The sequence below is a fragment of the Burkholderia sp. 3C genome (assembly GCF_054589155.1).
Map to the genome: position 1 here is coordinate 24,864 of NZ_BAAILN010000159.1, position 22,996 is coordinate 47,859.

Below are 22,996 nucleotides of genomic sequence, written 5' to 3' on the forward strand. Positions count from 1 at the left end.
GTTATGTCGTTTTCTCTGATGCTCGCGACTCGTCCACGCGACTCCGCCCCAGCTGTGTCGCTTGCAGCAACAAGCCGCCCAGTTCGGCGGCCCGCACGTCCCGACGTTCGGGAATATCTGGCCCGAAATTTCGCCAGATGAAATAGTCACTGTGTTCCGGACTTGCGCCCAGACGGTCGAAAACCCTGGAAAGGGCCGGAACGTGATCGCCGTAGAAACAGACGACCGTCTCTCTGTCGCTCGAACGCAGATGATCCAGCAGGCGGCCGATCATTGCATCTGCATTTTCAATATGTCGCAAATAGGCGGTCAAATCCCGCCATGCGGAACCGTCGCCGAGAGTATGCCGTGAAGCGGCTTCGCCAGGCAGAACAGTTTCCAGGTGCAGCGGGCCGTGATTCTCCATCGTCATCGCGAACACGAAACGCGCCCGCTCGTGCGGCAGCGCCAGTTCGTCCAGGATCGCGTCGGCCACGGCCGCGTCCGACACGTACGGGCCGGCGCGTGGCGCCGCGGTGAAGTGACCGATGTCGAGGAACCGCTCGAAACCCAGCAGCGGGAACACGCGGTTGCGGCCGAAGAAATCCGCGTAATAGGGATGGATCGCGACCGTGTCGTAGCCGCCACGGCCGAACCAGGCCGCCAGCGAGGCGAGCTTGTGCCTGACGAAAGCGTAAGGATAGAAGCGCGCGTAATTGAGCGAGGCCGATTCAGTGCCGGTGAGCACCGCAAATTCCGTGCGCATCGTGTTCGCGCCCCATGCCGGCACCGCCATCTCGCCGTGCCAGACCGCTTCGCGGCGCGCTGCGTCGAAATGCGGCAGCAGGCCCGGTTCGATCTCGTCGCCCAGGCGCCGTGCGTCGAAGAACGATTCGCTCTGGATCACGATCACGTCGGGGCGCCGCGCCGGCTCGCCGGCCGCGAACGGCGCACGCGCCATGACCTCGCGGAAGCGCCGGAACGTGGCCGGCCGCAGACCGTTCAGCAAATAGGCGACGAACACCGCGAAGAAGCCGTGGCGGCGCTGGTCGGCGTTCGGGTCGAGCGTGAGCGGCAGGCGCGCGGCGATCCCCAGCGCCAGCGCGAACGGCAGCGCCACCGCGAGCCAGGCGAACGCCGCCGAGCCGTGCGCCGCCGGCGGCTCGGCGATGAAGCCCGCGATCACGAGCACGATGCCCACCCCGATCGCGATGACCTTGCCGACGCTGAGAAACGGCAAATACAGCCGTGGGTGCGAGAACAACTGGCTGAACAGGCTGAGATCCGTGAAGACGAACGGCTCGCGCAGCGATTCATACTTCGCATTGCTGACGGCCGCCACCAGGCCGACGAGCGCCAGCGCCACGAACGCCGAGAAAATCGGCCGCGAAGTCAGCGCGAGCGCCAGGTCGGCGAGAAAGAGTACGGAAAGAATGTGAAGCGCCAAAGACAGCGGCGGCCGGCGCAGCGGCGCGCGCGGCACGGCGATCGCGTCGAGCGCGAACGACAGCGCCACGGCCGCCGCCAGCGTCGGGATCAGGTGGCCGCTCACCGTGGAGCGTCCTCGGCGGGCAGGTACGACAGGCGATCGAGGATCGCATCGGCCAGCGCGACCGGCAGCAGCGGCAGCAGGCGCATGCCGAGCGTCAGCAGCGCCGGGAACGCGATCTCGCTGCGGCCCGCGTCGAGCCGGCGGCGGATGTAGGCCGCCGCTCGCTCCGCGCTCCAGAGGAACGGCTTCTCGCCGGGGAACACGTCGCTCATGGCCGTTTTCACGAAGCCGGGCAGGATCACCGTGACGCGCACGCCGTCGCGCTTGAGCAACGGGCGCACCGAATCGGCGTAGGCCTTGACCGCCGCCTTGCTCGCGCAATAAGCCGGCGAGATCGCCATGCCGCGCAGCGCCGCGATCGAGCTGACCATCGCGATGCGGCCGCGCTTGCGCACGCGCATGCGGTCGATCACGGGCAGCACCGTGTGCAGGGCGCCGTAGAGGTTGGTGTCGATCACGCGGGCGGTGCGCGCCAGATCTTCCCAGTCGTTCGCGTGCGCGATCGTGCTGGCCACGCCTGCGTTGGCGATCAGCAGGTCGATCGGGTGTTGTTCGTCGAAGGCGGTCAGCCAGGCGGCGGTAGCGGCTGCGTCGCGCACGTCGAGGATGCCGGTTTCGACCGTGGCGCCGCGTGCGCGGCAGGCAGCGGCCGTGGATTCGAGTTCGGCGGGATTGCGGCCCACGATGCCGAGCATCATGCCCGGCGCGGCGTAATCGAGCGCGAGCGCGCGGCCCAGGCCCGCGCTCGCGCCGGTGATCGCGACGTGACGAACCAACGGCTCAGGCATCCGCGCGGTCCAGACGGTCGACCGCGCCCGCCACCGCCATTGCGATGCCGGTGCGCGTGTAGAAATCGCCGTTGATCTGCGTGTGGTGCATCACGTAGTCGAGAAACGCGTGGTAGAGGGTCATGTTGGGGCGCTCGTCGCACAACCAGAAATCGTCGAGCGTGCCTTGCCAAGTCAGGCCGGGAATATTATAGATCGCACTACCAAGCGCCACTAATGGGCGTTCGTGATGTAGGGCCGACAGACCCACCGTGCTGTTGACCACAACCACGCCGCGCGCGTGCTCGAGCAGCGTGGGCAGATGGCCCGAATCGATGAAATGCACGCGTGCGTCGACGCCGAGCGTACACGCCAGCGACAACGCGAAATGCCTATATTCGATCAGCCCCGTATCGAGCGGGTGATTCTTGATCACCAGCGTCGCGTCGCGCGGAGCAGCGGCGGCAAACGAACGAATAACATGCTCGATCGCTTCGCGCACACCCTCGAACGGCGAATGCACGACAATCTGCGCATCGGAATTCAGTTGCAGTGGAAACAGATAGTAAGGATTGGTCTGCGCCAGCACGGTTCGCGTAACCAACTCGGCCCGACGACGATGCCCACGCTGCAGCAGGGCACGCACTGCCAGCCCCGTGTATTCGAGCAATCCGTTACGCGGCCGATGGCTACGGTAATGCGGAAACCGCCAGGCCAGGCATGCATTCGCGAGGCGATAGGCGATGTCGTGAAAAACGCGCTCATATAGGTTGTAGCCGGTGGGCTGGCCGGGCGGGGCGGGAGGAATCTGCTCGCGCTGTCGCAAATACTCGTCCGCGTCCGTCGGCATCAGCGAACGACCGTTGACGCCATGCCTCTCGAGCGTGATCCAATGCGGGCGGATGTAACCTTCCTCGAACACGTGAACGCGCAGATGCTGCGCTTCTGATATGGGATGGATATGCCGATGGATTTCACGGCAATCGCCGAACATCAGCACATCGGTGATGCCTTCACGACGGATGAATTCGGCGTACCAACCCGGCAAAGCACTCAGTTCGCCCGAGTAACAGCTGCTGCCGCTCCGGCGATCATAGGCCCAGTCGCCACCACAGAAATTGACTCGATGTACCGTATTGCCGCGTGCACGAAGTGCATCGGACAGCCGACTAAAAAACAGCGATGCCGTGCCTTGCAGCACAAGAAACGAGCGAGGCATGTATGGAGGGGACGAATTAACCTGAAAATAAGCCTGGCTCAGCAAACCCTGATCGCGGCCTTCGACATTGCGTCGCCGGTCGACCCTCTACCGGAAATGATCCGCAAATATAGCACTACGAATGTGACATACCAAACTTATATCAACGGGGATTTCAGCTTCGCCTTTAGCACACGGCTCGATCCGAGGCGGGAGCGAACTTGCAACACGCGCAGAACGTTCCTCTCCGAGCGGGAGTCTGACTCATTTCCACTTCACCTCGCAACGACATGAGAAACGACATCCGGCGACCGATGCGAGATCGCACGACACGACAGCCTCGGTGCTGGCTGTCTCGTGCCGGCCTGACGGGCCTCACGTTGGGCCTCATGTTGGGCCTCATGCACGAGCCGCCCGCGCTTGCCGAAACGCAAGCCATCGCTGCGACGGCAGCGACGTTCCGATTGCAGGCCCCCAGCAGCGTCGCGCGCCCGCTTGCCGACAAATTGTCGGACACCATCAGCGTATTCGACTTCATGACACCGGCACAAATCGCCGACGTCAGGTCGGGCAAAGCCTCCATCGACGTCGCACACGCCATACAGGCCTGCATCGATTTCCAGTCGATGAAAGCAATGGGCGGCACATGTGATATGCCCGCCGGCATCTATCTGATCACCTCGACGCTTCACGAAGCGCACCCCCACGTGCGGCTGCGCGGGGCCGGCAAGTCGGCCACGGTTATCGTCACTCGCACCGACATCGTCGACCTGATCGTGGGGACCAACCCGGTTACCGCATTGGTCGGCAACGATATCCTCGATATCGGCTTTTTCCATACCAATGCGACGCCGAAGAGCCGGCCGCATCTGATCTTGCTATCTCCGCTGCAATCGACGATTCGCGCCTCGTTTACGAATGGCGCCTACGGCCTGGTCCTGTACGGCGGTCAAGGCGTCAAGCTGGACCAGATCATCGCACCTGGCAACTACGAGCCGGCCGCCGACCCGACACGCAATTCAGACACCGCGATATCACTGCGCGCGTTGAGTGAGGCGGACGGCTACCGGGCTGGCGTCGGTGCGGTCGACCTACCCACCGAGGTCGAAATCACGAGCCCGTATATCAATGGCCCGCTCATGCAAGGCTGGAAATACGGCATCGTTATCTCGGCGGGCGAGCATGTCACGCTCGACGGCACCTACTACGTCGGCCAATCGGTAGTGGACAATGTGCACATCGAGCAGGGCACCGACAACAAGCTGATACTCGAACCCACGCTCGCACCGGGCGGCTATATCGATGGCGCGGGCCGAGCTGGCGTGTGGGTGGGGGGGCCGTCCGGCAACGGCTCTCAATACATCGGGCAACTGACAATCTATGCAACGATCAAGGGGCAGTCGGGATCGGGGTTGGACGGAATCCTGATCGACGGCACCGATCGCGGCAATGCTTACCCACAAGCAGTGATCAATGCAACGCTGTCGCCTGCGCAAGTCAGCGGCTGGCGCAGGCACGGCATCTACATGGCTGGCGGTCAGAACATCAACCTGGCGTCGCCCAATGTATTCGGCAACAGCTTTCTCAAAATGAGCCAGGGCAGCGGCATCGTAATCGGCCCAAACGCATCGGGTATCAGGGTTTTCGGCGGACGCTCCGGCGGCGACAGCTACGGCCGCGGCACCGGTAATCAGGCTTATGGAATCGAGATTGATCCGGCCTCCCGCCACGTCACGGTCGGCAGCGTCGATCTGGGCGGCAACCAGGCACCGACCAACGGCATCACCAATGCCGGAATCAGCAGCAACCAAATCACGGACAGCCCCGGCTACAACGGTGATCGCGCGATCGTCACACCGCAGATGCCCACCTCAAATACACCTTTGCGCAATCCGCTCGGCGAACGCGCCCTGGTGTCGATCCAGGGCGGCAAGGTCAGCGCAATCGAGCTGAACGGGCATCGACTCGCCAGTGGTCCCGCCATCGCGCCCTTTCCCATTGCGCCAGGCGACATACTGCGCATCACTTACTCGTCTCCGCCAACCTGGACATGGTGGCCCCAATGACATGATGCCCGGCTCCGCCAACGGTGCCGGGTATCGGGCAGGGTCACAGATGGTTGTAGAAGTCGTAAGCGTCGCCAATATCGTCGAAGTGATGCAGCCGTCCGCCTTCGAGAACGCAGGCACGGTCGCAATACTCACGCACGGTTACCGCGTCGTGCGAAACCAGGATCATCGCGCGATCCTTACGCTTCTCGAACAACTCATAGCTGCATTTTTCATGAAAGCGCCGGTCGCCCACGGCAATCACTTCGTCGATCAGAAAGCAATCGAACTCGATCGCCATCGAAATGGCAAAGCCAAGACGTGCACGCATACCACTCGAATATTTCTTGACCGGTTCGCGCAGATATTCGCCAAGCTCAGAAAATTCCTCCACGAACGGCAGCGCTTTTTCAAACGAAGTCTTGTAGATCCGGCACACGAATCGCAGGTTGTCGATACCGGTGAGACTACCCTGGAAGCCACCCGAAAATGCTAACGGCCAGGACACGCTCATGCTGCGAGTAATATTCCCGGAGCTTGGCAGTTCCGAGCCGCTGATCAAACGGATGATGGTCGACTTGCCGGCTCCATTGCGCCCCAAAATACCGATGCGCTCGCCTGGGCGAATCGTCAGGTTGATTCCATCGAGAACCAGCCGTTGACCATTTCGCGTCGAATAATACTTCTGCACGTTATCAAGCTCGATCATTCAGGCTCCACCCGGCGCGCAGCCGCCGACACGACAAATAACCCCAAGCAGGTCAGCACGAGATTACAAAGGACTACGTAAGTAATATCGTAGTAGGTACGAATCTCGTTGCCGTAGTAGCCATGCCGAAACAACTCGACGCAATTCGCGACGGGAAATTTCTGCACGATATTGCGGGCCGATTCCGGCAACCACGCCGCCATCACCAACGCACCCGACACAGGCAGCTGGAAGTAGGCAATCGGATGCCACAAACGCTCGACAACCTCGCTGAACTCCACCAGCCCACCTACCAAGAGCCCCATGGCCGCCGCATACCAGCACAACAGTACCCAGCCGATAAGCATGCTCATTACATCATGCGGCAATGGAATCAGCCCGATCGACATGAAGAAGATGAACAGAATGATCATCGACATCGTCGTGCCCAGTAATTCGAGCAGGATTCGTGCGAGAAAGAAATCGATGACGCGCACGTTGCGGTGATAGAGCAGAGACGCGTTGGGCTCCACCGCCATCACGCATCGCCCGATCGTGTTCCGCCACACAAGAATGGTCGAATAGCCGGTCAGCGAGTACGCAATCGCGCTGATGTGGTGGCTCGTCCCTTCGTTGTGAGCGACGTTCCATAGAATCACGACGCCGATGGAGAACAACATCGGCTCGGCGAACAACCAGGCGAAACCGATATTGTGCCGGCCGTAGCGCGTGATGATCTCTCTCATCAGGAGCGCGTACAACACGCGCCCCTGAATTTTCAGCGAATCGGAAAACTCCCGAAAATGAGTATTCAATTTGACCGCCTCAGTCACGGTGCTCTTTGATGCTCGCAATCAGCAGCTTCAACGTGCACCAGACAATGAATCCAATGGCGAGAATCGCCAGGACCGTTCTGCCGCGACGCGGCAGCAGCGCCTTGTCGGGCTCGTTCGGCTGAGAAATGCGCTCAAGATACAGATGCTGACGTTGCGCATCACTGCGCGCCGTTTCGAGCGCCGTCACTGCGGCCGCGAGCTGTTTGTCGGCGAACTGCTTGTCGAGTTCCAGGCGCTCGTAGGCCGGGCTCTTGAATGCCAGCGACGCCTGACCGTTCGTCACGTTGCGCGAAGCAGCGTCCACCTGCTCTTCCAGGGTTTTGATCTTGACGTTGAGCGCACCGATCTGCGGATTGCTGGGGGACACCGCCTTGAGCTGCGCCAGTTGGATCTTGCTCGCGACCAATTCTCCCTGCAGTTTGCTAATACCCTGGAGAATCATCGACGACTGCAGATTCGGGTCGAATACGGCCTGCTTGTCACGGTAACGCGATAGCGCAGTCGATGCCTGCTTCAGGTTCGTTTCGGCCAGCACCACTTCACGCTGCGCATAGGTCACCAGATCCTGTTGAGCCCGATCGTTCATCTGATTGATCCGCTGCTCGCCCAACTCCAGCAGTGCCTCGTTCACACGCTTGGCTTCCGGTGCCGAAAACGCATTAATCTCCAGTGTCGAAATTCCGGTATCCGAATCAAACTGCACTTCAGCGTGATTCTGGAAATACTTGAACAGGTCTTCAAAGGTGCGCTGCTGCGGCAACAGACCGAAGCGACTCAAGATATCGGCCTTCGAACCGCTATACGCCTGTTCGTAGCGGGAGCCGACGTTCAGGGACACCAATGCGTCGCGTGAAGTCAGGTAGTTGTTGACCGCATAGGTATCATCCGATGCGCGCGAGATGCCGGTAGTCTGCAGTAACTGGCCAACAAAGCCGCTCGACTGATTGCTTTTGCTTGGCGTGCGGATGATGAAAGACGACTGAGAAACATAGACATCCGAAGCGATAAGGCCGAAATAAAGCGCGGACAACACGAACGGGACGATCACACACAGTATGAACAAGCGGTCAGTGCGGGCAATCAACCCCTGCAGCGACCGATCGCCGGAAGTGTGCAGTTCGCTCGCGGCCCGGTTACCCGAGGCGGTCCGCTCTCCAGCGCGCGTGACATTTTCCGCATTGAGTTCAGTTGACCGATCGGAAAATCGGCTGCGCGGAAATTCAAGCATGGGCGCATAGAATTTCGCGTAATCGGTAACCCAACGCCGGTAATCCATCCGTCTGCCGTAGATCTGATACTTCTTGCTTTCGGATACCCAGGTCAGATTCAGGATCGTACCGATACGCGGATGGATCGGGGTATCGGGTTGCAATATTTCGTCTGACGACATCAGACGACGCGACTCCGAGCGATACTTGTCGTTGAGTGTGAGGAAAGATTCGATCTTCTCGACCAACAACTGCAGCGACGCATTGGCGGGCAACGTGTGCGAATTAAACAGTTTCACGGTCGAGAATTTCTCGATCAGATAGTCGTAGAAACTCCAACCGCACTCGCTTTGCAGCAAGGACCATTGATTTTTGTCGAACTCGAAGGCTTCCTCGACTTCCGCCTCGTTCAGCCCTTCTCCACCAATGTATTCGAATACTTCGTCTTCCGACACATCATCGGATTCAACGAGTGCCTTGAGCCGCGAATCACCACGCGTGCCGGCGATCGACAAACCCGACCCTTGCAGCGCGCTGTCGTAACAATCGTTTGGCCAAAGGCTTGAGCACAACAACATCGGCACCTTGAGGACCGAAATGCCATCGCGCCCCTTCAGATAATCCGAGATCGACGTGCAGACAGCAAGCCGATTCGGGTTGATCTGCAACACAACGTGCGCAGCCGAGCCGACAAGTGCATTGACCGCATCCAGGCACTTGTCGTCGTTGGTATCGACAAAGTGAACATGCGAGACATCAGCACCTGCAGCACCGAACACTTGCTGAAAGTGGCGATACATGCCAAGGGCCTGCACCTCTCCGACAAAAAGGATGCGCGTGGGCTGCGCAGCGGCATCGGAGCGTTTTTCCGTATTACTAGTCGTCACAGTAGTTACCTTGGCAGTTATTCAAAACAGTTTGTCGCGAGTATTCAAATCAACTGTTCCATCAATTCCGCCACATCCAGGGGATTGACCGTGAAATCGCAATGACCATAGGGCAAGCGCCGCCCCATGTCGCGGGTCGATCGGAAGCTCTCTCCAAACACATGGTATAGATTGAATCCGCGCAGCCGTCCGATAGTGCCCAAGATCGGCATCATGTAGTCCTCGTCGCAAATGCTGACAACGTGCGAGTTCTCCTGTGAGAACACCGATGCGTACATGCCCGCCCCCTCGGCACCGACCAGGACCTTCGACTGGTTGAACAGGTCGATCTCCTCCTCGATGCTGAGCTTCTCGGGCTTCACTTCTTCAAAATGATAGCGATCGGTCAGGATTCTGCGGACCGAATCATAGTTGATCATGTTGCGCCAAGTTCGGCGGCTTTCGCGACTGATCAGCAAATTCTTCATGGGACGCCGGCGCGTCTTCACGACGCGGCCCAGCAGTTCCTCATAGATCTGAATCGTCAGGCTTGACATCGCGAGCGGCCAAGCACGTGGCACGATCAGTTCATCGGCCTTGACGATCACGTTGGGGGGCATCTTCACGATCCGATCGTCGGCAATACCGGCGAGCCGAAGCATGGCCAGTTGCTTCGCTCGCAGATTGTGCGGCACGATAATCTTGGCATCGGGGATCCCCAATTCGCGCAGGATCAGGATGCGTGGGAAGCACTGCAAAATGAAGTGCGAAAAGAAGGTATGGACGTCCGGCGTAAACGTCAGCGGCATGGCTGGCCCTTCGACGTTGAGCACTCTGCCCTGCTTCAAATGTGAGGTAACGACACCGCCGACATCAGTACCACTGCGGAAGAGCTCGGTCATCTCGGTACGCGCGATCTCGTTGCCCGCATCCATCGCGATCTCGCCGTTTTCCGCAAAATGGATGTAAGTGGAATCGACCGAGCCACGCTGCGCGGCGATCGAGCCGTTGCGGATAGTCACGACATCGTTGCAGAACTGTATCTGCGACGACATCTTCAACGAATTTTCCGACGAAATCGGCGCAAAACTCACGATCTTCTTCGGCTCCATCGGCGTGAAAAACTCTGTTTCCGAGAAGCTCAAATTGCGGAAATCATCGTTTTCGCTGGCTGCGGCCGTGGTGAAACGACATTCGAGAATATCGAAGCAGACTATCTCGATGTCCGGAAGGACGGACAGCCCATCGACGACCAAGATCGCCTTTTCCTCATGCGCGGCTGACGATTTCAACACGTAATCCAGGCTATGGCAAACCGCATCGGGATATCGATCCGATAACTCTTGTTTCAACTTCGCGACTACCGTTTTCTTGCCACAAAACACATAAGTCGTGTTTTCATCCACCCAGTGTGCAAATGGAGCATAACGCTCTGCCAAGTTAAAACGCTCGACATCGGCAGGCAACGAAACGGCAAGCGCTCCGACCTTACGACGAAGTGATTCCGCGAAAACGGTCAGCTCGCTCAAATTACGACTGTGAATGTTGTCGTAGTTGTATTCGATATGCGGCAGGTTCGAAGTCCACTCCGGCATCATGCGCAGCGACGGCTCACCCAGCACCACCCCCGCCGACGTACTTGCGTTCGCCATCGCGGCATAGAACATATTCTTGGGCGCATCGCAAACCAGCAGTTCCGGGCCATGACCGGACGTAAAATGTCGGGTTTGGAATTCGAGTTGCAGAACGATCTTGTTCAGGACGGCAGCGAACAACGCATCGAAGTCGACTTCATGCTGTTCGAACGTGGCCAACATCGAAGTGTAGTAATAGTCGTCGGCCTCGCCACCGAACACGTACGATTTGCTGAACTCGGACAGCTTGCGCTCGAACTGATCAAACGAGTAGTCAACACGACTGACCTGATAAGCATATTCGAGCGCGGACCGCTTGCGAGGCTCGTCCTGCGTCCCGACTTCGCGAAAGTTGTTCAGCAGATAAGAACTGTCCATTCCATCATTCCCCAAAATCCGTCTCGGCAAGCACAATTGTGCCGGCCCATTTCAACTTTCTCGTCACACCATCGAAGCCGGCCGCGTTGGCAGCTCGATGATCATTCCTTGTCTCAACGAAGCTTTGCAATCAACTGCCCCAACCGCTCAGCACTCTGCTGCCAGGTCAACACCGTCATAGCCTTGCTGCGAATCGCAGCACCCTCTTCGAGTTCACGTAGCCAATCCCTCAGGCTGTCTACGACGCCAGACGACCCGGCGCCGCCAAAATAACGCGCATGCTCGCCCGCTACTTCCCTGAACACCGGAATATCGCGCAGCAGCAACGGGATATCCCGTAACGCAGCCTCTACGATCGGCAAGCCGAAGCCTTCGGCTTCGGACGCCATGATCACGCCGTCCACGCTTTGATACCACTGCGTAAGCTCGGCATCGCTTGCATCGTTAATCCAGACCAGCCGACCCGGGCGGCTCTGTAATGCCTTGATCCGCTCGGCCAGCGCATCGACCTTCCAGCCTTGCTTCCCGGCAATCACCAAACGTGCCTCGACACCCTCGCCCCAGAGCGCCTCGAAGGCCGTCAGTATTTCGGCATGCCCCTTGCGCGGCTCTACCGTACCGACCATCAGAACTGTTGGCGTCGTGATCTCCCTCGCGCGAGGAAGTAGCGTGGTTCGCGGCGCACTCGGAACGCAATCGGTTGGCCGAAAATCGGCCCCCAGGTGAAACCAATCGACCAGAATTTCATCCCGATCGAGATGCATCCGATTCTGCAGCCATGCACTGACGTCGTTGGCGACCGCATTCGAAATGCAGAATAGGGCATCACCATGGATTGCAAGCGTGTCGAGCCAGCGCTGAAACGACCGGGATGCCACCGACGTGAACCATTCGGGACGCACGAGCGGCAGCAGATCATAGACGACGAAGGCGCAACGCGCCCCAGATTTGCGCCAGAGGCGTAGCTCACGCTGCCGCATCGGCAAGGGGCGGCTGCACAAGTCGAGTCCGAGAAAAATATCGCCTGGACGCACGTCCGGCGCCACGTCATCGGCCGCGGCATCGCTCCCATCAACCGCCTTTCCGGTCAACTGACGCTGGTACTGCGTCGCGTAGCGATACGGCAGTTTGCGCGTCGCGCGCACGAGATGCACCGTCATGCCTTCCGGCGGATCGGCCAGCAAATGCTCCGCGATCGAGCGCACGACGCGTTGAATACCGGTTCCTGCGTCGCTGGCGGCAATGATCGATACGTCGACAAACAATTGACGCTGCGGCGGCAATATCGCCGGCCGCCGAATCGCATTCGCCAAGGCGCGTCGCGTCGCAGCGACGCCGCCTGGCACCCACCATACGTCGAACCAGCGCAACAAATAGCGATGCACAAACGTGTGCGCACTGAATCGTATCGCGTCACAGGCCTGCATGGATCTGCTCTCGTTACCCAATACGTCCATGCTCCAGAAATAAGACTCGCGCACCAGTCGCCCCTCGACCGACGAACTGGATCCGCGCGACGATACGAGACAGGCCTGGACCGAAGGGCTTACTTGAGTCGTGCCGAAGCGAGATTGTCCTTGAACCAGCGGTAGGTCGTGGCAACGCCCCCGTCCAGGTTCGTGTTCACGACGAATCCGGTTTCCGCGAGTCGAGCGATATCGACAGAGCGACGCGGAATACCAACCGGCTTATCAGACAGCCAATTGATCGGCGTGGTAAGGCCGGCGGCCGCGCTCACGGCCGTAGCCAGGTCGCCCATCGTGCTCTCGACGCCAGACGCGATATTGACCAGCCCCGTCGCGGCATCCAGCAAATGCACAACGGCTCGTGCTGCGTCGTCGACATACATGAAATCACGCGTCGTATCGGGCCGCCCCCACACGTCGAGCGGGGTACCGTTGGCAGCGGCCTGCTCTGCTTTGCGAATCAGGGAAGGTACAACGTGCCCGTTCTCGACATCGAAACGATCGTTCGGCCCATACATGTTGGTGAAGATGCCGTACACGTAGTCGATATCGTTGTACTTCTTCAGCAATTCCAAGTAATGGAACGCGTGAATTTTCGAATTCGCATAGCCATACTCTCCGAAATGCGGCTGCCCCTTGAACATGTCGCTTTCGCGCAGGGGAATGGAGAGATACGGGAATGGATACGAGGCCACCGTGCCCGCAAAGAACACTTTCTTGACCGAACTGCCACCGAGGCCGGCCAGCAGATTTTCGTTGATACGCGTATTCAACGACAGCGATGACAACTGATTGCGCAAGTTACCTTGGAGACCAAACACCTGAGAAGCCAGATGAATCAGATGGGTCGGGCGTTCGTCGGCGATGAAGCGCTCGACCGCCTCACGATCGAGCAGGTTCAGATCCGCGCGCCGCGGTGCGACGAACGACACACCATTCAACTCGAGTTGCCGGCAAACCGCAGAGCCCACCAGCCCGTGACCACCTGTTACGAAGTACTTGTTCATAGATAGTCCTAAATGACTTTTTTCTTCCACAGCCATTGGATCGGTGCGGAGATGAATTTAGGCATCTTCACCGAATCGTACAGTTTGACCAGCAACGCGCGCGCTGCGGCCGGATCCACCTGCTTTACGAAAGCCATAGGCTCGACCAGTTGACCGTGCACCACGGCAGCGGCGCGCAAGTTCCGATCGGCATATTCGATACCGAGAACGTCCGTGATCAACTCCGACTCGCGCATCAGTTGCTCATGGCTGGAAACCCGATGGTGCACAATGTAATACTCGTGATTCACAACGGAGGCGACACGTACGTCGCCAAACCCCTTCTCGAACCGCTGATAGGCGATCGACAGCAACCGTTGCCAGAAATACGGCGTATAGACAAAGGTTGCGAATACATCGGCCATCGAAGCCGAATGACGATACAGCGTAGACGCACAGGAGAAATAGGCGCTCGCATCGAGCATGGAGCTCAACCGCGTAAGCCGGAGAAACGTGGCACGGCCTTCATGCGGCTTGCCGACATTTTCCAATATCGTGAAGCCGCCGGAGATGTAACCCATTTCCGGCTGGGCATCGAGTTGCGCCCACATCGATTCGATCGTAGGCCACACCGGACGTTCCCAAGGCGGCACGACCTGGTAGATTGCATCACTCGACAAGGATTGCACGATGCCCGTCAGCTTTCCGATAACGGATTCCGCCGACTCAATGTAATTCTGCGCATTACGGTTGAATCGAACGATCTCGATACCCTGGAATGCCTGGGTGATCTCATCGACGCGTGCCGCTGAACTCGTCTCGGGAATCAGTGCGTAAGCATGGACCCGCTGCTTGCCGGCCATGTGTAACGCAAATGCGCGGATCTTCGACACGAACTCCGGATTGCATTCATCGGCGATGAACACCGTGTTGAGCTCGCTCCCCGGTGTGTCGGGTGCAACGACGTCGCGATGCGGGCCAGACTCGCTAAGACGCCGGAAATTCTCGACGAGCGAGAAACGCTCAAGATAAATCTGCTGGGCTTTTGTCGCGCGCTCGATAGCTTGCGCGGGATTCTCGCGAATCCAGGTGACATGCTCCTCGATCCTGCGAGCCACCGCCGTGGCGGGCTGCGTAGTATCGATATAGAACAGCAGATCGCCGAAGTTGTCGCTGGCAAACCGGTTCTGATCACAGACAATTGGCACGCCGGCGGACAGGCATTCGAACAGTCGACTCGACATCAATCCCGATTTAATGTGCGCTTCCGACGACAGCACGAGCCCGATACCGGATTGCGCTACGCGAGTGATCAGCGTCTTGCCATCGAACGGGATTTCACCCTGATACGACGCATAACCGTCCCAGACGCGGACATTCTGAAAGATTTCGGGACCATAGATATCGAGCATGCCCCGCTGGTCCAACAGCTTCATCAGTTCATGATGACGGCCACCACGCCCACTCAAGGCTTCCCAGTTGATACCGACATAGAACAGCTTGCCGCGGCCGACAGCCGGCGTGACAACCGGCTCGTGAACTGCATGGAAGAGCGTCGGGAACGGGGCACTCGCCTCACGGCCGGCACCCTTGAGCAGTCGTCGGGCATGATCGTCGGCAACCTTCGATCCACACGACAGGAAAGCGTCGTTGGACAGTATGTTTTCCGACTTCTCTCGATAATTCCATTGAAAATAGAAATCGAGAGGATTCCATAAGGCATAGTACGTAAATGCGCGCCACGACTTGGCGGAATCGAAATGCAAGGCAAGTACGAACTCGACCTGCAGTTCATCGATGTGTGTAAGCGCGTCGTCGACAAGATAGCCGTGGCGATTGATCGACACGCACGCCCAGCCCAGTGCCTGCAAGGCGGACTTGATGCGCAGAATACACTCTGTCTCGGCATTCTCGATCGTCGGCCAATAATCGACAACGGCAATGGTCTTCGTACTTTCCACAAGCGACATATTTTCAATATCCACAGTAACCGCACCAACCGATTTTCGGCCCCGCGTCCTCCGCGGGCATGGTGCTGACGCAAGCGATCACGCGCCGTGCTCGCGATCGCGAACCGCGATCTCACATATGTTGGCAGCGATGCTTGGAACGCTTTGCTGGCGAGGGGCAGCGATACCCGTTGCTTATCATATGCATCTGACACCCTCACCAATCGCCGAAAGAATCACCACTCTCGAATCAGAATGAAAACCCGATCTTGTTGCGTCGCAGATCGGCTTCCACCATCATCTGACACAGCGACTCCAGGCTCGTCTTCGGCTCCCAGCCCAGATCGTCCTTGGCTTTCTGCGGATCGCCGATCAGCAGATCAACCTCGGCCGCGCGATAAAACTTCGGGTTCACGCGCACGATCGTCTTGCCGCTCTTTCGGTCGATGCCAACCTCGTTCTCGTCTGCACCGCTCCACTCGAGGTCGAAATCGCAAGCCTTCGCGGCCAACGAAACGAAATCACGCACCGCGGTGGTGCGGTTCGTTGCCAGCACGTACGTATCAGGTTGCTCGGCCTGCAGCATGCGCCACATGCCATCGACGTATTCCTTGGCGTAACCCCAATCGCGCAACGCATTCATATTGCCGAGTTCGAGCAGATCCGCCTTTCCGAAATGGATCTTCGCCAGCGTATCGGTGATTTTGCGCGTCACGAACTCCTGGCCGCGCAACGGCGATTCGTGATTGAACAGAATGCCGCTGGCCGCAAAAATATCGTAGCTCTCGCGGTAATTGATCGTCATCCAATGTGCATACAGCTTGGCGACGCCATACGGACTGCGCGGATAGAACGGCGTAGCTTCCGTCTGCGGAATCGACTGCACCTTGCCGAACATTTCCGAGGTGCTTGCTTGATAAAAGCGAATCTTCGGATTGACGATGCGGATTGCTTCGAGCAAGTTGACAGCACCCAGCCCGGTGATATTGGCCGTCGTCAGCGGCTGATCGAACGAAACACCGACGAAGCTCAGGGCCGCGAGGTTGTATACCTCGGTCGCCTCGGTGCTCTGCAGCAGACGAATGCTCGAACCCAAATCGGTCAGATCGTATTCGACAAGGCTCAGGTTCGGATGATTGAGGATACCCAGTTCTTCGATACGCCAAAAGTTGACCGAACTGTTCCGGCGATATGAGCCATAGACACGGTAGCCTTTTTCAAGCAAAAATTCCGCAAGATATGCACCATCCTGTCCAGTAATACCGGTAATAACAGCCGTCTTCATATTTTCCCTTGAGTCAATGTAGATATTTCGCCTGCAATTCCTGCTATAGGTATTGCGTGTATCGTGGTATCCGCTGTCGCCGTGCGCCCCCACTCGAAAATACCGGGCGCAATCGCCCTGGAGTCACCGGGCAATCACGACGCAGAACAGAAGCAGAACGCCGCATCACTTGAACGACTGAACCCCTGTCACAACCGGGTAAGCCACCGTGAAGACCAGATTCAGCACCTTCTGGATCTCGGTAATCGGCGCGTTAGAGACATACAGCACGTCCTTGTTGTCCATCATGAAGCTCTGGACAGCAAAAAAGGTATTCGGATCGCGTAAGTTGACGCGATAAATGACGGGCACCTTGCCATCGGCCGTTGTGCGAACAGGTTGATCGGGCCAAGCGAGCGCCTTCGCGTCCTCAAGCCGGAAGATGAACACACCCTGAGCGTCAGAACGCGAATCCTGCAAACCGCCGGAGCGAGCGAGCGCCTGAGCCAACGTAATACCCTGTGCCTCGAAATTGACTTCCTCGTTCTTCCCGGTGGCACCCAGCGCAAGGAAACTGTACGGCTGATACAGCGCAGTCACTACGTCTCCAGCTCGCAGCGGCACGTTTTGCCGAGGGTCCCTAATGATCGACTGCAGCGGCAAGGACGTCACCTCGTTGCCGCGCGTGATCTGGATCGTGATCTTGTCGACCGACTGGCGCACACCGCCCGCCGATGCCAATGCATCCAGCAGGCGCTCGCCGCGCGCACTCAGTTGCATGCGCGTACTGTTCGATACATCGCCTACGACTGTAATGTACGAGGTTTCGTTATGCGCTAACCGCACGAGCACCTGCGGATCGTGCGCGATATTCTTCAGACGCGAAGCGATGGTTTTCTGAAGTTGCGCCGGAGTTTGCCCTGCCGCCCTTACAGCACCCACGAACGGGACGTTGATGCTGCCGTCACCGTCGATGACCTGCAGCGGCAGCGTGGTCGGCTTTGAGCCACTCGGTGCGCTACCGGCGCTGCTATCAGACACGCCACCACCGAACAACGTTGCGGGCGGTGCTTCCCAGATCGATATCTCCACCGAATCACCCACGCCGAGTTGCTGGCGGAAAGATCGGTCGTCGCCAAGTACGGTCGCGAAGTCGGAGTGCTTGCGTTCGGCATAAAGCGCGTGCGCTATGGCGTCCGTAACGTCAACAATTTGGACGCCTTGCGGATTGCCCTTCGCGCCAGCAGAATCGACCTGCGAGCGGCTGGGGCCAGATGTCGGAATAGCAGAACATGCGCCCAACCCGATCAAAGCAACGACAATCGTTGCCAACCGCACACTGCGTTTCACACTTGCCATTTATACAATCCGGTCAGCCATGAGGAAGGGCCAGCGATTGTCTCACGATGCAGAATAAATTTGCGTATAGTTGGCGCAATTTCCCACATCTGCCCCATTTCCGCACAGCATTCCTAACAGATTGCATGCCGCATGAATATTGCAAAGCTATTAAATGTTTGTCTGGATGTTTCACGCTTGCTGACCCGCCGATCGGCAGGGCTGTTGCCTACCGGAGTCGATCGAGTCGGACTCGCCTACCTTGAGCACTATCGTGCCCGGGCGCACGCCGTCGTCAGTCAAAGCGGATATTCCCGAGTGTTGACGAAGCATGCCTCCTCACGGGCGTTCGATCTTGTCTCGTCGTCCAGCCCAGGCCGGCTGGAGATCCGCCGCGCGCTCATCGGTGCCTGCCTGAATCCGCGCCGCGTCGAATTTGATCAAGCAGTACTGCTGCATACCAGCCACAACGGCATGGAGTACCCGCGCTATTACGAGGCGATGCGCCGACGCAACATACGCACCGTGTTCATGATTCACGACCTGATTCCTCTCACTCATGCGGAATACTGCCGCCCAGGCGTCGACGTCAGCCACCGACGCCGGATTCATACCGCGCTACGCAACGCAGACGGACTGATTGCCAACTCCGAGGACACCCATGGCGCGCTTGCGCGCGAAGCACATCAGGCCGGCCTGCCAATGCCGCCGTGCGTGGTGGCCCCGCTCGCCGCAGGATATCGCTCGAGCACGAACCCGACTGCGCCGCTGGCCACCCCTTACTTTGTGATGCTCGGAACGATCGAACCTCGCAAGAATCATTGGTTCATTCTGCACGTCTGGCGACGCATCGTGGAACAGTTGGGCAGTGCAGCACCCAAGCTTGTCATCATTGGCCGCCGTGGCTGGGAGTGCGAGAACGTAGTCGACATGCTTGAGCGGTGCGCGCCGTTGCGCGATGCCGTAATCGAGATTTCCGACTGCGACGACGATCAGCTGCATGCGTGGCTTCGGCACTGCCGAGCCCTGCTTTTTCCGTCGTTTGTCGAGGGTTACGGCATGCCGCTCGTCGAAGCACTCGGAATGCAGATCCCCGTGATCGCAAGCGATTTGTCAGTATTTCACGAAATCGCCGACGACATTCCCGACTACCTCGATCCGCTCGACGGGCCGGCATGGATGCAACGCATCCTGCGTTATGCGCATAGCGACAGCCCGGAACGCCAGGCGCAGGTGACCAGGAGCGTGAGCTTTCGCGAGCCGACTTGGGCCGACCACTTCGCACGTATCGACAGCTTCATCGAATCCTTGATCCAATGAAGCGCGACACCCGCTATCGAACAGCCCTGATACACGCCCGCATTAAGGACATGTCCGGGCAGAAGGCCATTCTTGCAGGCCCGATTCTGCCGGGCAGAGGCGGCAGACATGCACCGCTATCCTGGTTCGCTACCGATGTGCGTGCAACCAGTACAAACGCTGCGGATGCACTTGCCTGCACGTTGGCGTCACGGCTGCACGACACGGAAGTTGCGTCCGCCCCATCACCCGAACTTGTCTCCCTGATGCAACGCGTTTTGCGGTCCGATGCCCTGCACGTCCGGCACCGTATCGTATCGCTGCCGGACGACTGGTATGCCGTAACGGCACGTCGGCGCATCGTGCTGATCGATGAACGCCAGACGTCACTGACGAACGCCCATAGCAATCAGCGCCGACGGCGTGCAGCCTTCGACGCCATGCTGCGCACTGCACAAGCCGCACACCCCGATGGGGACTTCTGGCTGTTTCCGTCAGCGGATGAAGGCAACGGCAACTGGCTGTCGAAACAGCGCACTTTACCCGATGGCATAAGACGTCTCAGTATCGACCACTCCCTGCACGAAGTGCTCGCCATGGTCGATGAGCTTTATGTGGTTGCGGCATCGGAAGGGATGGGCGCGCTGCTTGCCGGCGTCCCGGTCCATGTGTTCGGTACTCCATACTATGCCGGATGGGGCCTCACGCATGACTACCTCATCACACCGGTGCACCGAGCGGCCCCCAGCATCGACATGCTGTTCGAAGCTGTGTTTTTGCACGCAGCCTCCTATCTCGACCCGATCGCATACAACATCGGCACACTCGACGCAGCCCTGACATTCATCGAACTTCAGCATGAAATCGCCCACCGATTCGCAGATTTGCAGGTCGTGACAGGCGTAGCATTTCAATGGTGGAAGCGCCCATTCGCGACGCCATACCTGACGGCCGGGGGTGCAAAACTGCGCTGGGTAGCGCATGCTGAGGATATCGAAGCAACAGAAATCGCCGCAATATGGGGAGGAAGGTCGGCCGCTGGACTGCATGAATCAGCCCGTCACATCAGAATCGAAGACGGCTTCCTGCATTCGACTGGGCTTGGATCGGACATGGTGGCACCGTGCAGCCAGGTGATCGATCGACTCGGCATCTATTTCGACTCGACCCGTCCGAATGAATTGACGGCCATTCTGAATTCTGTCGCATTCACACCGGCCGAATTGCTACGCGCAGCACATGTGCGCCAAGCCATCGTAAAATATGGTCTGACGAAATACAATCTTGGTCGCTGCAAGCCCACCTGGAAAGTCCCGGCAGGCCGACGCGCAATCCTGGTGTCCGGGCAGGTTGCCGACGATGCATCGATCCGGCTCGGTACACAAGGCATCACCACCACGCAGGCATTACTGACCGAAGTGCGCGCACTCGCACCCGATGCCTTCATCGTCTACAAGCCGCACCCGGACGTTTTGTCCGGCAACCGCGTCGGCCATATTGGAAACACGTCCGTGGCAGATGTCGTAGACGCTTCGTCCGACATGATTTCCCTGATCGAAGCGGTTGATGAGGTCCACACGCTGTCGTCACTGTCGGGCTTCGAAGCGCTGCTCCGAGGCAAAACCGTACATACATACGGGCTGCCGTTCTATGCCGGATGGGGACTGACTACCGACGCACTCGTGCAACGCTGGCGCGAACGCCCGCTGACACTTGACATGCTGGTGGCCGGCGTCCTGCTACGCTATCCGATCTATTGGGATTGGCGCCTCGGGCGTTTCACCTGCGCAGAGGCCATCGTCAATCAGCTTGCCGAGCCGGCCGCGCGCCCGCTCACCGCCATTCGTTCCGGCCCTCTGCGCCTGTTCGTCAAGGTATGTCGATGGACGCGCAATGTCGTCGCGCATTTCCTCTGGAGATTACGCGCGACATAAAGAATACAAAGAGAGATTTCTGACTTCTCTCGACTCATATCCAGTGTTTAATATTGTCGATTGGACTGAAACCGACTGGCACCGACGTCAACAAGTGGAGCAACACGATGATTTACCCGGTAATTCTGTGCGGCGGCAGCGGCACGCGGCTTTGGCCGATGTCGCGCGGCGGCTACCCCAAGCAATACCTGAAGCTTGTGGGCGACGCGACGCTGGTTCAACAAACGGCGGTGCGCGCCACCCATATCCCGGACGTGACCAATCCGATCGTCGTCACCAACAACGAACAGCGCTTCCTGGTCGCGGAACAGCTGCGCCAGATCGGCGTCACGCCTTTATCCGTCGTGCTGGAGCCGGTGGGTCGCAACACGGCGCCCGCCATCGCCATCGCGGCACTGCTGGCACTCCGTGAGTCCCCCGATGCCATGCTCCTCGTCCTGCCGTCGGATCAGGTGATCCAGAATGAAGCCGCTTTCATCGAGGCAACGCTCGAGGCCGCCACGATCGCGACAGATCGCCATCTCGTCACGTTCGGCATCGCGCCGACCGAACCTCACACCGGATACGGCTATATCCGCCGCAGCAAAGCCGTTGTAGACGGCAAGCCGGTCTATCACGTAGATGCCTTCGTAGAGAAACCGGACGCGGAAACCGCCACTCGCTTCCTCGCGGATGGCCGCTATTACTGGAACAGCGGGATGTTCATGCTGAAAGCCTCGACATATATCGAGGAGCTCGAACGTCACGCGCCGGAAATCGCACAGAATGCACAGCGCTCGCTAGAAACCGCTCAGAAGGATGCGGATTTCGTCCGCCTCGATAGCGAAGTGTTCGGTGCCTGCCCGAACATCTCCATCGACTATGCCGTCATGGAAAAAACCGACCGTGCCGCCGTCGTGGAAGCAGCGGACCTGGGTTGGAACGACATCGGCTCCTGGAGCGCACTGGCCGATATCGCCGAACGCGACGCCGCGCTCAATACGCAAATCGGCGACGTGTTTTCTCACGACACGACGAACACCTACGTCCGCGCCGAACACCGCATGGTCGCCGCCATCGGCGTCGACAACCTCGTGATCGTCGAAACCGCCGATGCCGTGCTCGTCGCCCACCGCGACAAGACCCAGGACGTCAAGAAAATCGTCGAATGGCTCAACGCCTCCGGCCGCCACGAATCGATCACGCATCGCCGCGTGATTCGCCCGTGGGGCGACTACGAAGGCATCGACCAGGGCGAGCGATTCCAGGTGAAGCGGATCGTCGTGAAACCCGGCGCGCAACTGAGCCTTCAGATGCACCACCACCGCGCCGAACACTGGATCGTCGTGAAGGGCACCGCGCTGGTCACCAACGGCGACAAGGAAATCATGTTGACGGAAAACCAGTCGACCTACATTCCGCTCGGCGCCACGCACCGTCTCAGCAACCCGGGCAAGATCCCGCTCGAACTGATCGAAGTGCAATCGGGTTCGTACCTCGGCGAGGACGACATCGTCCGCTTCGAGGACACCTACGGCCGCGCACCGAAGTAAGCATCGCGCCCTGCGCGCGCCGCATTCGCGGCGCGCGCGTCCGTGCTGCACAACCCGGGGCCGCACGGACGCCC

16 protein-coding genes are annotated in these 22,996 nt (G+C 58.9%); 4 read left to right on the forward strand and 12 right to left on the reverse strand.

The annotated features are described in order from the left end of the window. Position 1 precedes the first annotated feature (1 nt). From ACYP33_RS34190 to ACYP33_RS34200, 3 genes are read right to left on the reverse strand one after another with little or no spacing between them, the layout of a single operon-like run. A complete protein-coding gene (locus ACYP33_RS34190) occupies positions 2-1,531 on the reverse strand; it encodes an LTA synthase family protein (RefSeq protein ID WP_459625584.1) in 1,530 nt (509 codons plus the stop codon). After that, positions 1,528-2,319 (reverse strand): SDR family NAD(P)-dependent oxidoreductase, encoded by a 792-nt coding sequence (locus ACYP33_RS34195; RefSeq protein WP_414444021.1) that lies wholly within the window; start codon positions 2,317-2,319, stop codon positions 1,528-1,530. Before ACYP33_RS34195 ends, ACYP33_RS34190 begins: the two co-directional genes overlap by 4 nt. Continuing rightward, positions 2,312-3,517 carry a capsule biosynthesis protein gene (locus tag ACYP33_RS34200; RefSeq protein ID WP_459625585.1) on the reverse strand — a complete coding sequence of 402 codons (1,206 nt, stop codon included), beginning with the start codon at positions 3,515-3,517 and terminating at the stop codon, positions 2,312-2,314. The genes ACYP33_RS34195 and ACYP33_RS34200 overlap by 8 nt, the downstream gene beginning before the upstream one ends. A 368-nt stretch (positions 3,518-3,885) precedes the next feature. On the opposite strand from ACYP33_RS34200, the gene ACYP33_RS34205 reads away from it, so the two are divergent. Beyond that, entirely contained in the window at positions 3,886-5,562 is a 1,677-nt protein-coding gene (locus ACYP33_RS34205) for a hypothetical protein (RefSeq protein WP_459625527.1), read from the forward strand. Positions 5,563-5,605: 43 nt separating this feature from the next. On the opposite strand, the gene ACYP33_RS34210 is transcribed toward ACYP33_RS34205, so the two are convergent. The 9 genes from ACYP33_RS34210 to ACYP33_RS34250 all read right to left on the reverse strand — a co-directional run bounded on the left by ACYP33_RS34210 (position 5,606) and on the right by ACYP33_RS34250 (position 18,178). Beyond that, a complete protein-coding gene (locus ACYP33_RS34210) occupies positions 5,606-6,253 on the reverse strand; it encodes an ABC transporter ATP-binding protein (protein ID WP_459625528.1) in 648 nt (215 codons plus the stop codon). Then, a complete protein-coding gene (locus tag ACYP33_RS34215; RefSeq protein WP_459625529.1) occupies positions 6,250-7,047 on the reverse strand; it encodes an ABC transporter permease in 798 nt (265 codons plus the stop codon). Before ACYP33_RS34215 ends, ACYP33_RS34210 begins: the two co-directional genes overlap by 4 nt. 10 nt (positions 7,048-7,057) lie before the next feature. Beyond that, positions 7,058-9,163: a hypothetical protein gene (locus tag ACYP33_RS34220; protein WP_459625530.1), complete on the reverse strand. Its 2,106-nt coding sequence runs from the start codon at positions 9,161-9,163 to the stop codon at positions 7,058-7,060. Between the two features lie 44 nt (positions 9,164-9,207). Continuing rightward, positions 9,208-11,154 carry a glycosyltransferase family 61 protein gene (locus ACYP33_RS34225; RefSeq protein WP_459625531.1) on the reverse strand — a complete coding sequence of 649 codons (1,947 nt, stop codon included), beginning with the start codon at positions 11,152-11,154 and terminating at the stop codon, positions 9,208-9,210. Positions 11,155-11,267: 113 nt separating this feature from the next. Beyond that, positions 11,268-12,581 (reverse strand): glycosyltransferase family 4 protein, encoded by a 1,314-nt coding sequence (locus ACYP33_RS34230; RefSeq protein ID WP_459625532.1) that lies wholly within the window; start codon positions 12,579-12,581, stop codon positions 11,268-11,270. Between the two features lie 119 nt (positions 12,582-12,700). After that, positions 12,701-13,627, reverse strand: coding sequence for an NAD-dependent epimerase/dehydratase family protein (locus tag ACYP33_RS34235; protein ID WP_459625533.1), 927 nt, complete (start codon positions 13,625-13,627; stop codon positions 12,701-12,703). Positions 13,628-13,635: 8 nt separating this feature from the next. Next, positions 13,636-15,591 (reverse strand): CgeB family protein, encoded by a 1,956-nt coding sequence (locus tag ACYP33_RS34240; protein ID WP_459625534.1) that lies wholly within the window; start codon positions 15,589-15,591, stop codon positions 13,636-13,638. Between the two features lie 214 nt (positions 15,592-15,805). Next, on the reverse strand, positions 15,806-16,840 hold the full coding sequence (gmd, locus tag ACYP33_RS34245; RefSeq protein ID WP_459625535.1) for a GDP-mannose 4,6-dehydratase: 1,035 nt from the start codon (positions 16,838-16,840) through the stop codon (positions 15,806-15,808). A 165-nt stretch (positions 16,841-17,005) separates the two neighbouring features. Beyond that, positions 17,006-18,178, reverse strand: a complete 1,173-nt coding sequence (locus ACYP33_RS34250; RefSeq protein ID WP_459625536.1) for a polysaccharide biosynthesis/export family protein — start codon at positions 18,176-18,178, stop codon at positions 17,006-17,008. Positions 18,179-18,310: 132 nt separating this feature from the next. Here ACYP33_RS34250 and ACYP33_RS34255 point away from each other — a divergent pair, with 132 nt between their 5' ends. The 3 genes from ACYP33_RS34255 (at position 18,311) to ACYP33_RS34265 (ending at position 22,922) form a co-directional block, all read left to right on the forward strand. After that, positions 18,311-19,477 carry a glycosyltransferase family 4 protein gene (locus ACYP33_RS34255; RefSeq protein WP_459625537.1) on the forward strand — a complete coding sequence of 389 codons (1,167 nt, stop codon included), beginning with the start codon at positions 18,311-18,313 and terminating at the stop codon, positions 19,475-19,477. Continuing rightward, positions 19,474-21,390: a capsular polysaccharide export protein, LipB/KpsS family gene (locus tag ACYP33_RS34260; protein ID WP_459625538.1), complete on the forward strand. Its 1,917-nt coding sequence runs from the start codon at positions 19,474-19,476 to the stop codon at positions 21,388-21,390. The genes ACYP33_RS34255 and ACYP33_RS34260 overlap by 4 nt, the downstream gene beginning before the upstream one ends. Before the next feature lie 107 nt (positions 21,391-21,497). Beyond that, the gene (locus ACYP33_RS34265; protein WP_459625539.1) at positions 21,498-22,922 is read left to right on the forward strand and encodes a mannose-1-phosphate guanylyltransferase/mannose-6-phosphate isomerase; all 1,425 of its coding nucleotides are present in this window, start codon (positions 21,498-21,500) and stop codon (positions 22,920-22,922) included. The last annotated feature ends 74 nt before the right edge of the window (positions 22,923-22,996 follow it).

What these genes read in the sequence shown, in the direction of transcription:
- ACYP33_RS34205 (WP_459625527.1), top strand. Translation starts at nt 3,886, where the DNA reads ATGTTGGGCCTCATGCACGAGCCGCCCGCGCTTGCCGAAACGCAAGCC.
- ACYP33_RS34255 (WP_459625537.1), top strand. Translation starts at nt 18,311, where the DNA reads ATGAATATTGCAAAGCTATTAAATGTTTGTCTGGATGTTTCACGCTTG.
- ACYP33_RS34210 (WP_459625528.1), bottom strand. Translation starts at nt 6,253, where the DNA reads ATGATCGAGCTTGATAACGTGCAGAAGTATTATTCGACGCGAAATGGT.
- ACYP33_RS34225 (WP_459625531.1), bottom strand. Translation starts at nt 11,154, where the DNA reads ATGGACAGTTCTTATCTGCTGAACAACTTTCGCGAAGTCGGGACGCAG.
- ACYP33_RS34195 (WP_414444021.1), bottom strand. Translation starts at nt 2,319, where the DNA reads ATGCCTGAGCCGTTGGTTCGTCACGTCGCGATCACCGGCGCGAGCGCG.
- ACYP33_RS34250 (WP_459625536.1), bottom strand. Translation starts at nt 18,178, where the DNA reads ATGGCAAGTGTGAAACGCAGTGTGCGGTTGGCAACGATTGTCGTTGCT.
- ACYP33_RS34265 (WP_459625539.1), top strand. Translation starts at nt 21,498, where the DNA reads ATGATTTACCCGGTAATTCTGTGCGGCGGCAGCGGCACGCGGCTTTGG.
- gmd (WP_459625535.1), bottom strand. Translation starts at nt 16,840, where the DNA reads ATGAAGACGGCTGTTATTACCGGTATTACTGGACAGGATGGTGCATAT.
- ACYP33_RS34235 (WP_459625533.1), bottom strand. Translation starts at nt 13,627, where the DNA reads ATGAACAAGTACTTCGTAACAGGTGGTCACGGGCTGGTGGGCTCTGCG.
- ACYP33_RS34230 (WP_459625532.1), bottom strand. Translation starts at nt 12,581, where the DNA reads ATGCAGGCCTGTGACGCGATACGATTCAGTGCGCACACGTTTGTGCAT.
- ACYP33_RS34260 (WP_459625538.1), top strand. Translation starts at nt 19,474, where the DNA reads ATGAAGCGCGACACCCGCTATCGAACAGCCCTGATACACGCCCGCATT.
- ACYP33_RS34200 (WP_459625585.1), bottom strand. Translation starts at nt 3,517, where the DNA reads ATGCCTCGCTCGTTTCTTGTGCTGCAAGGCACGGCATCGCTGTTTTTT.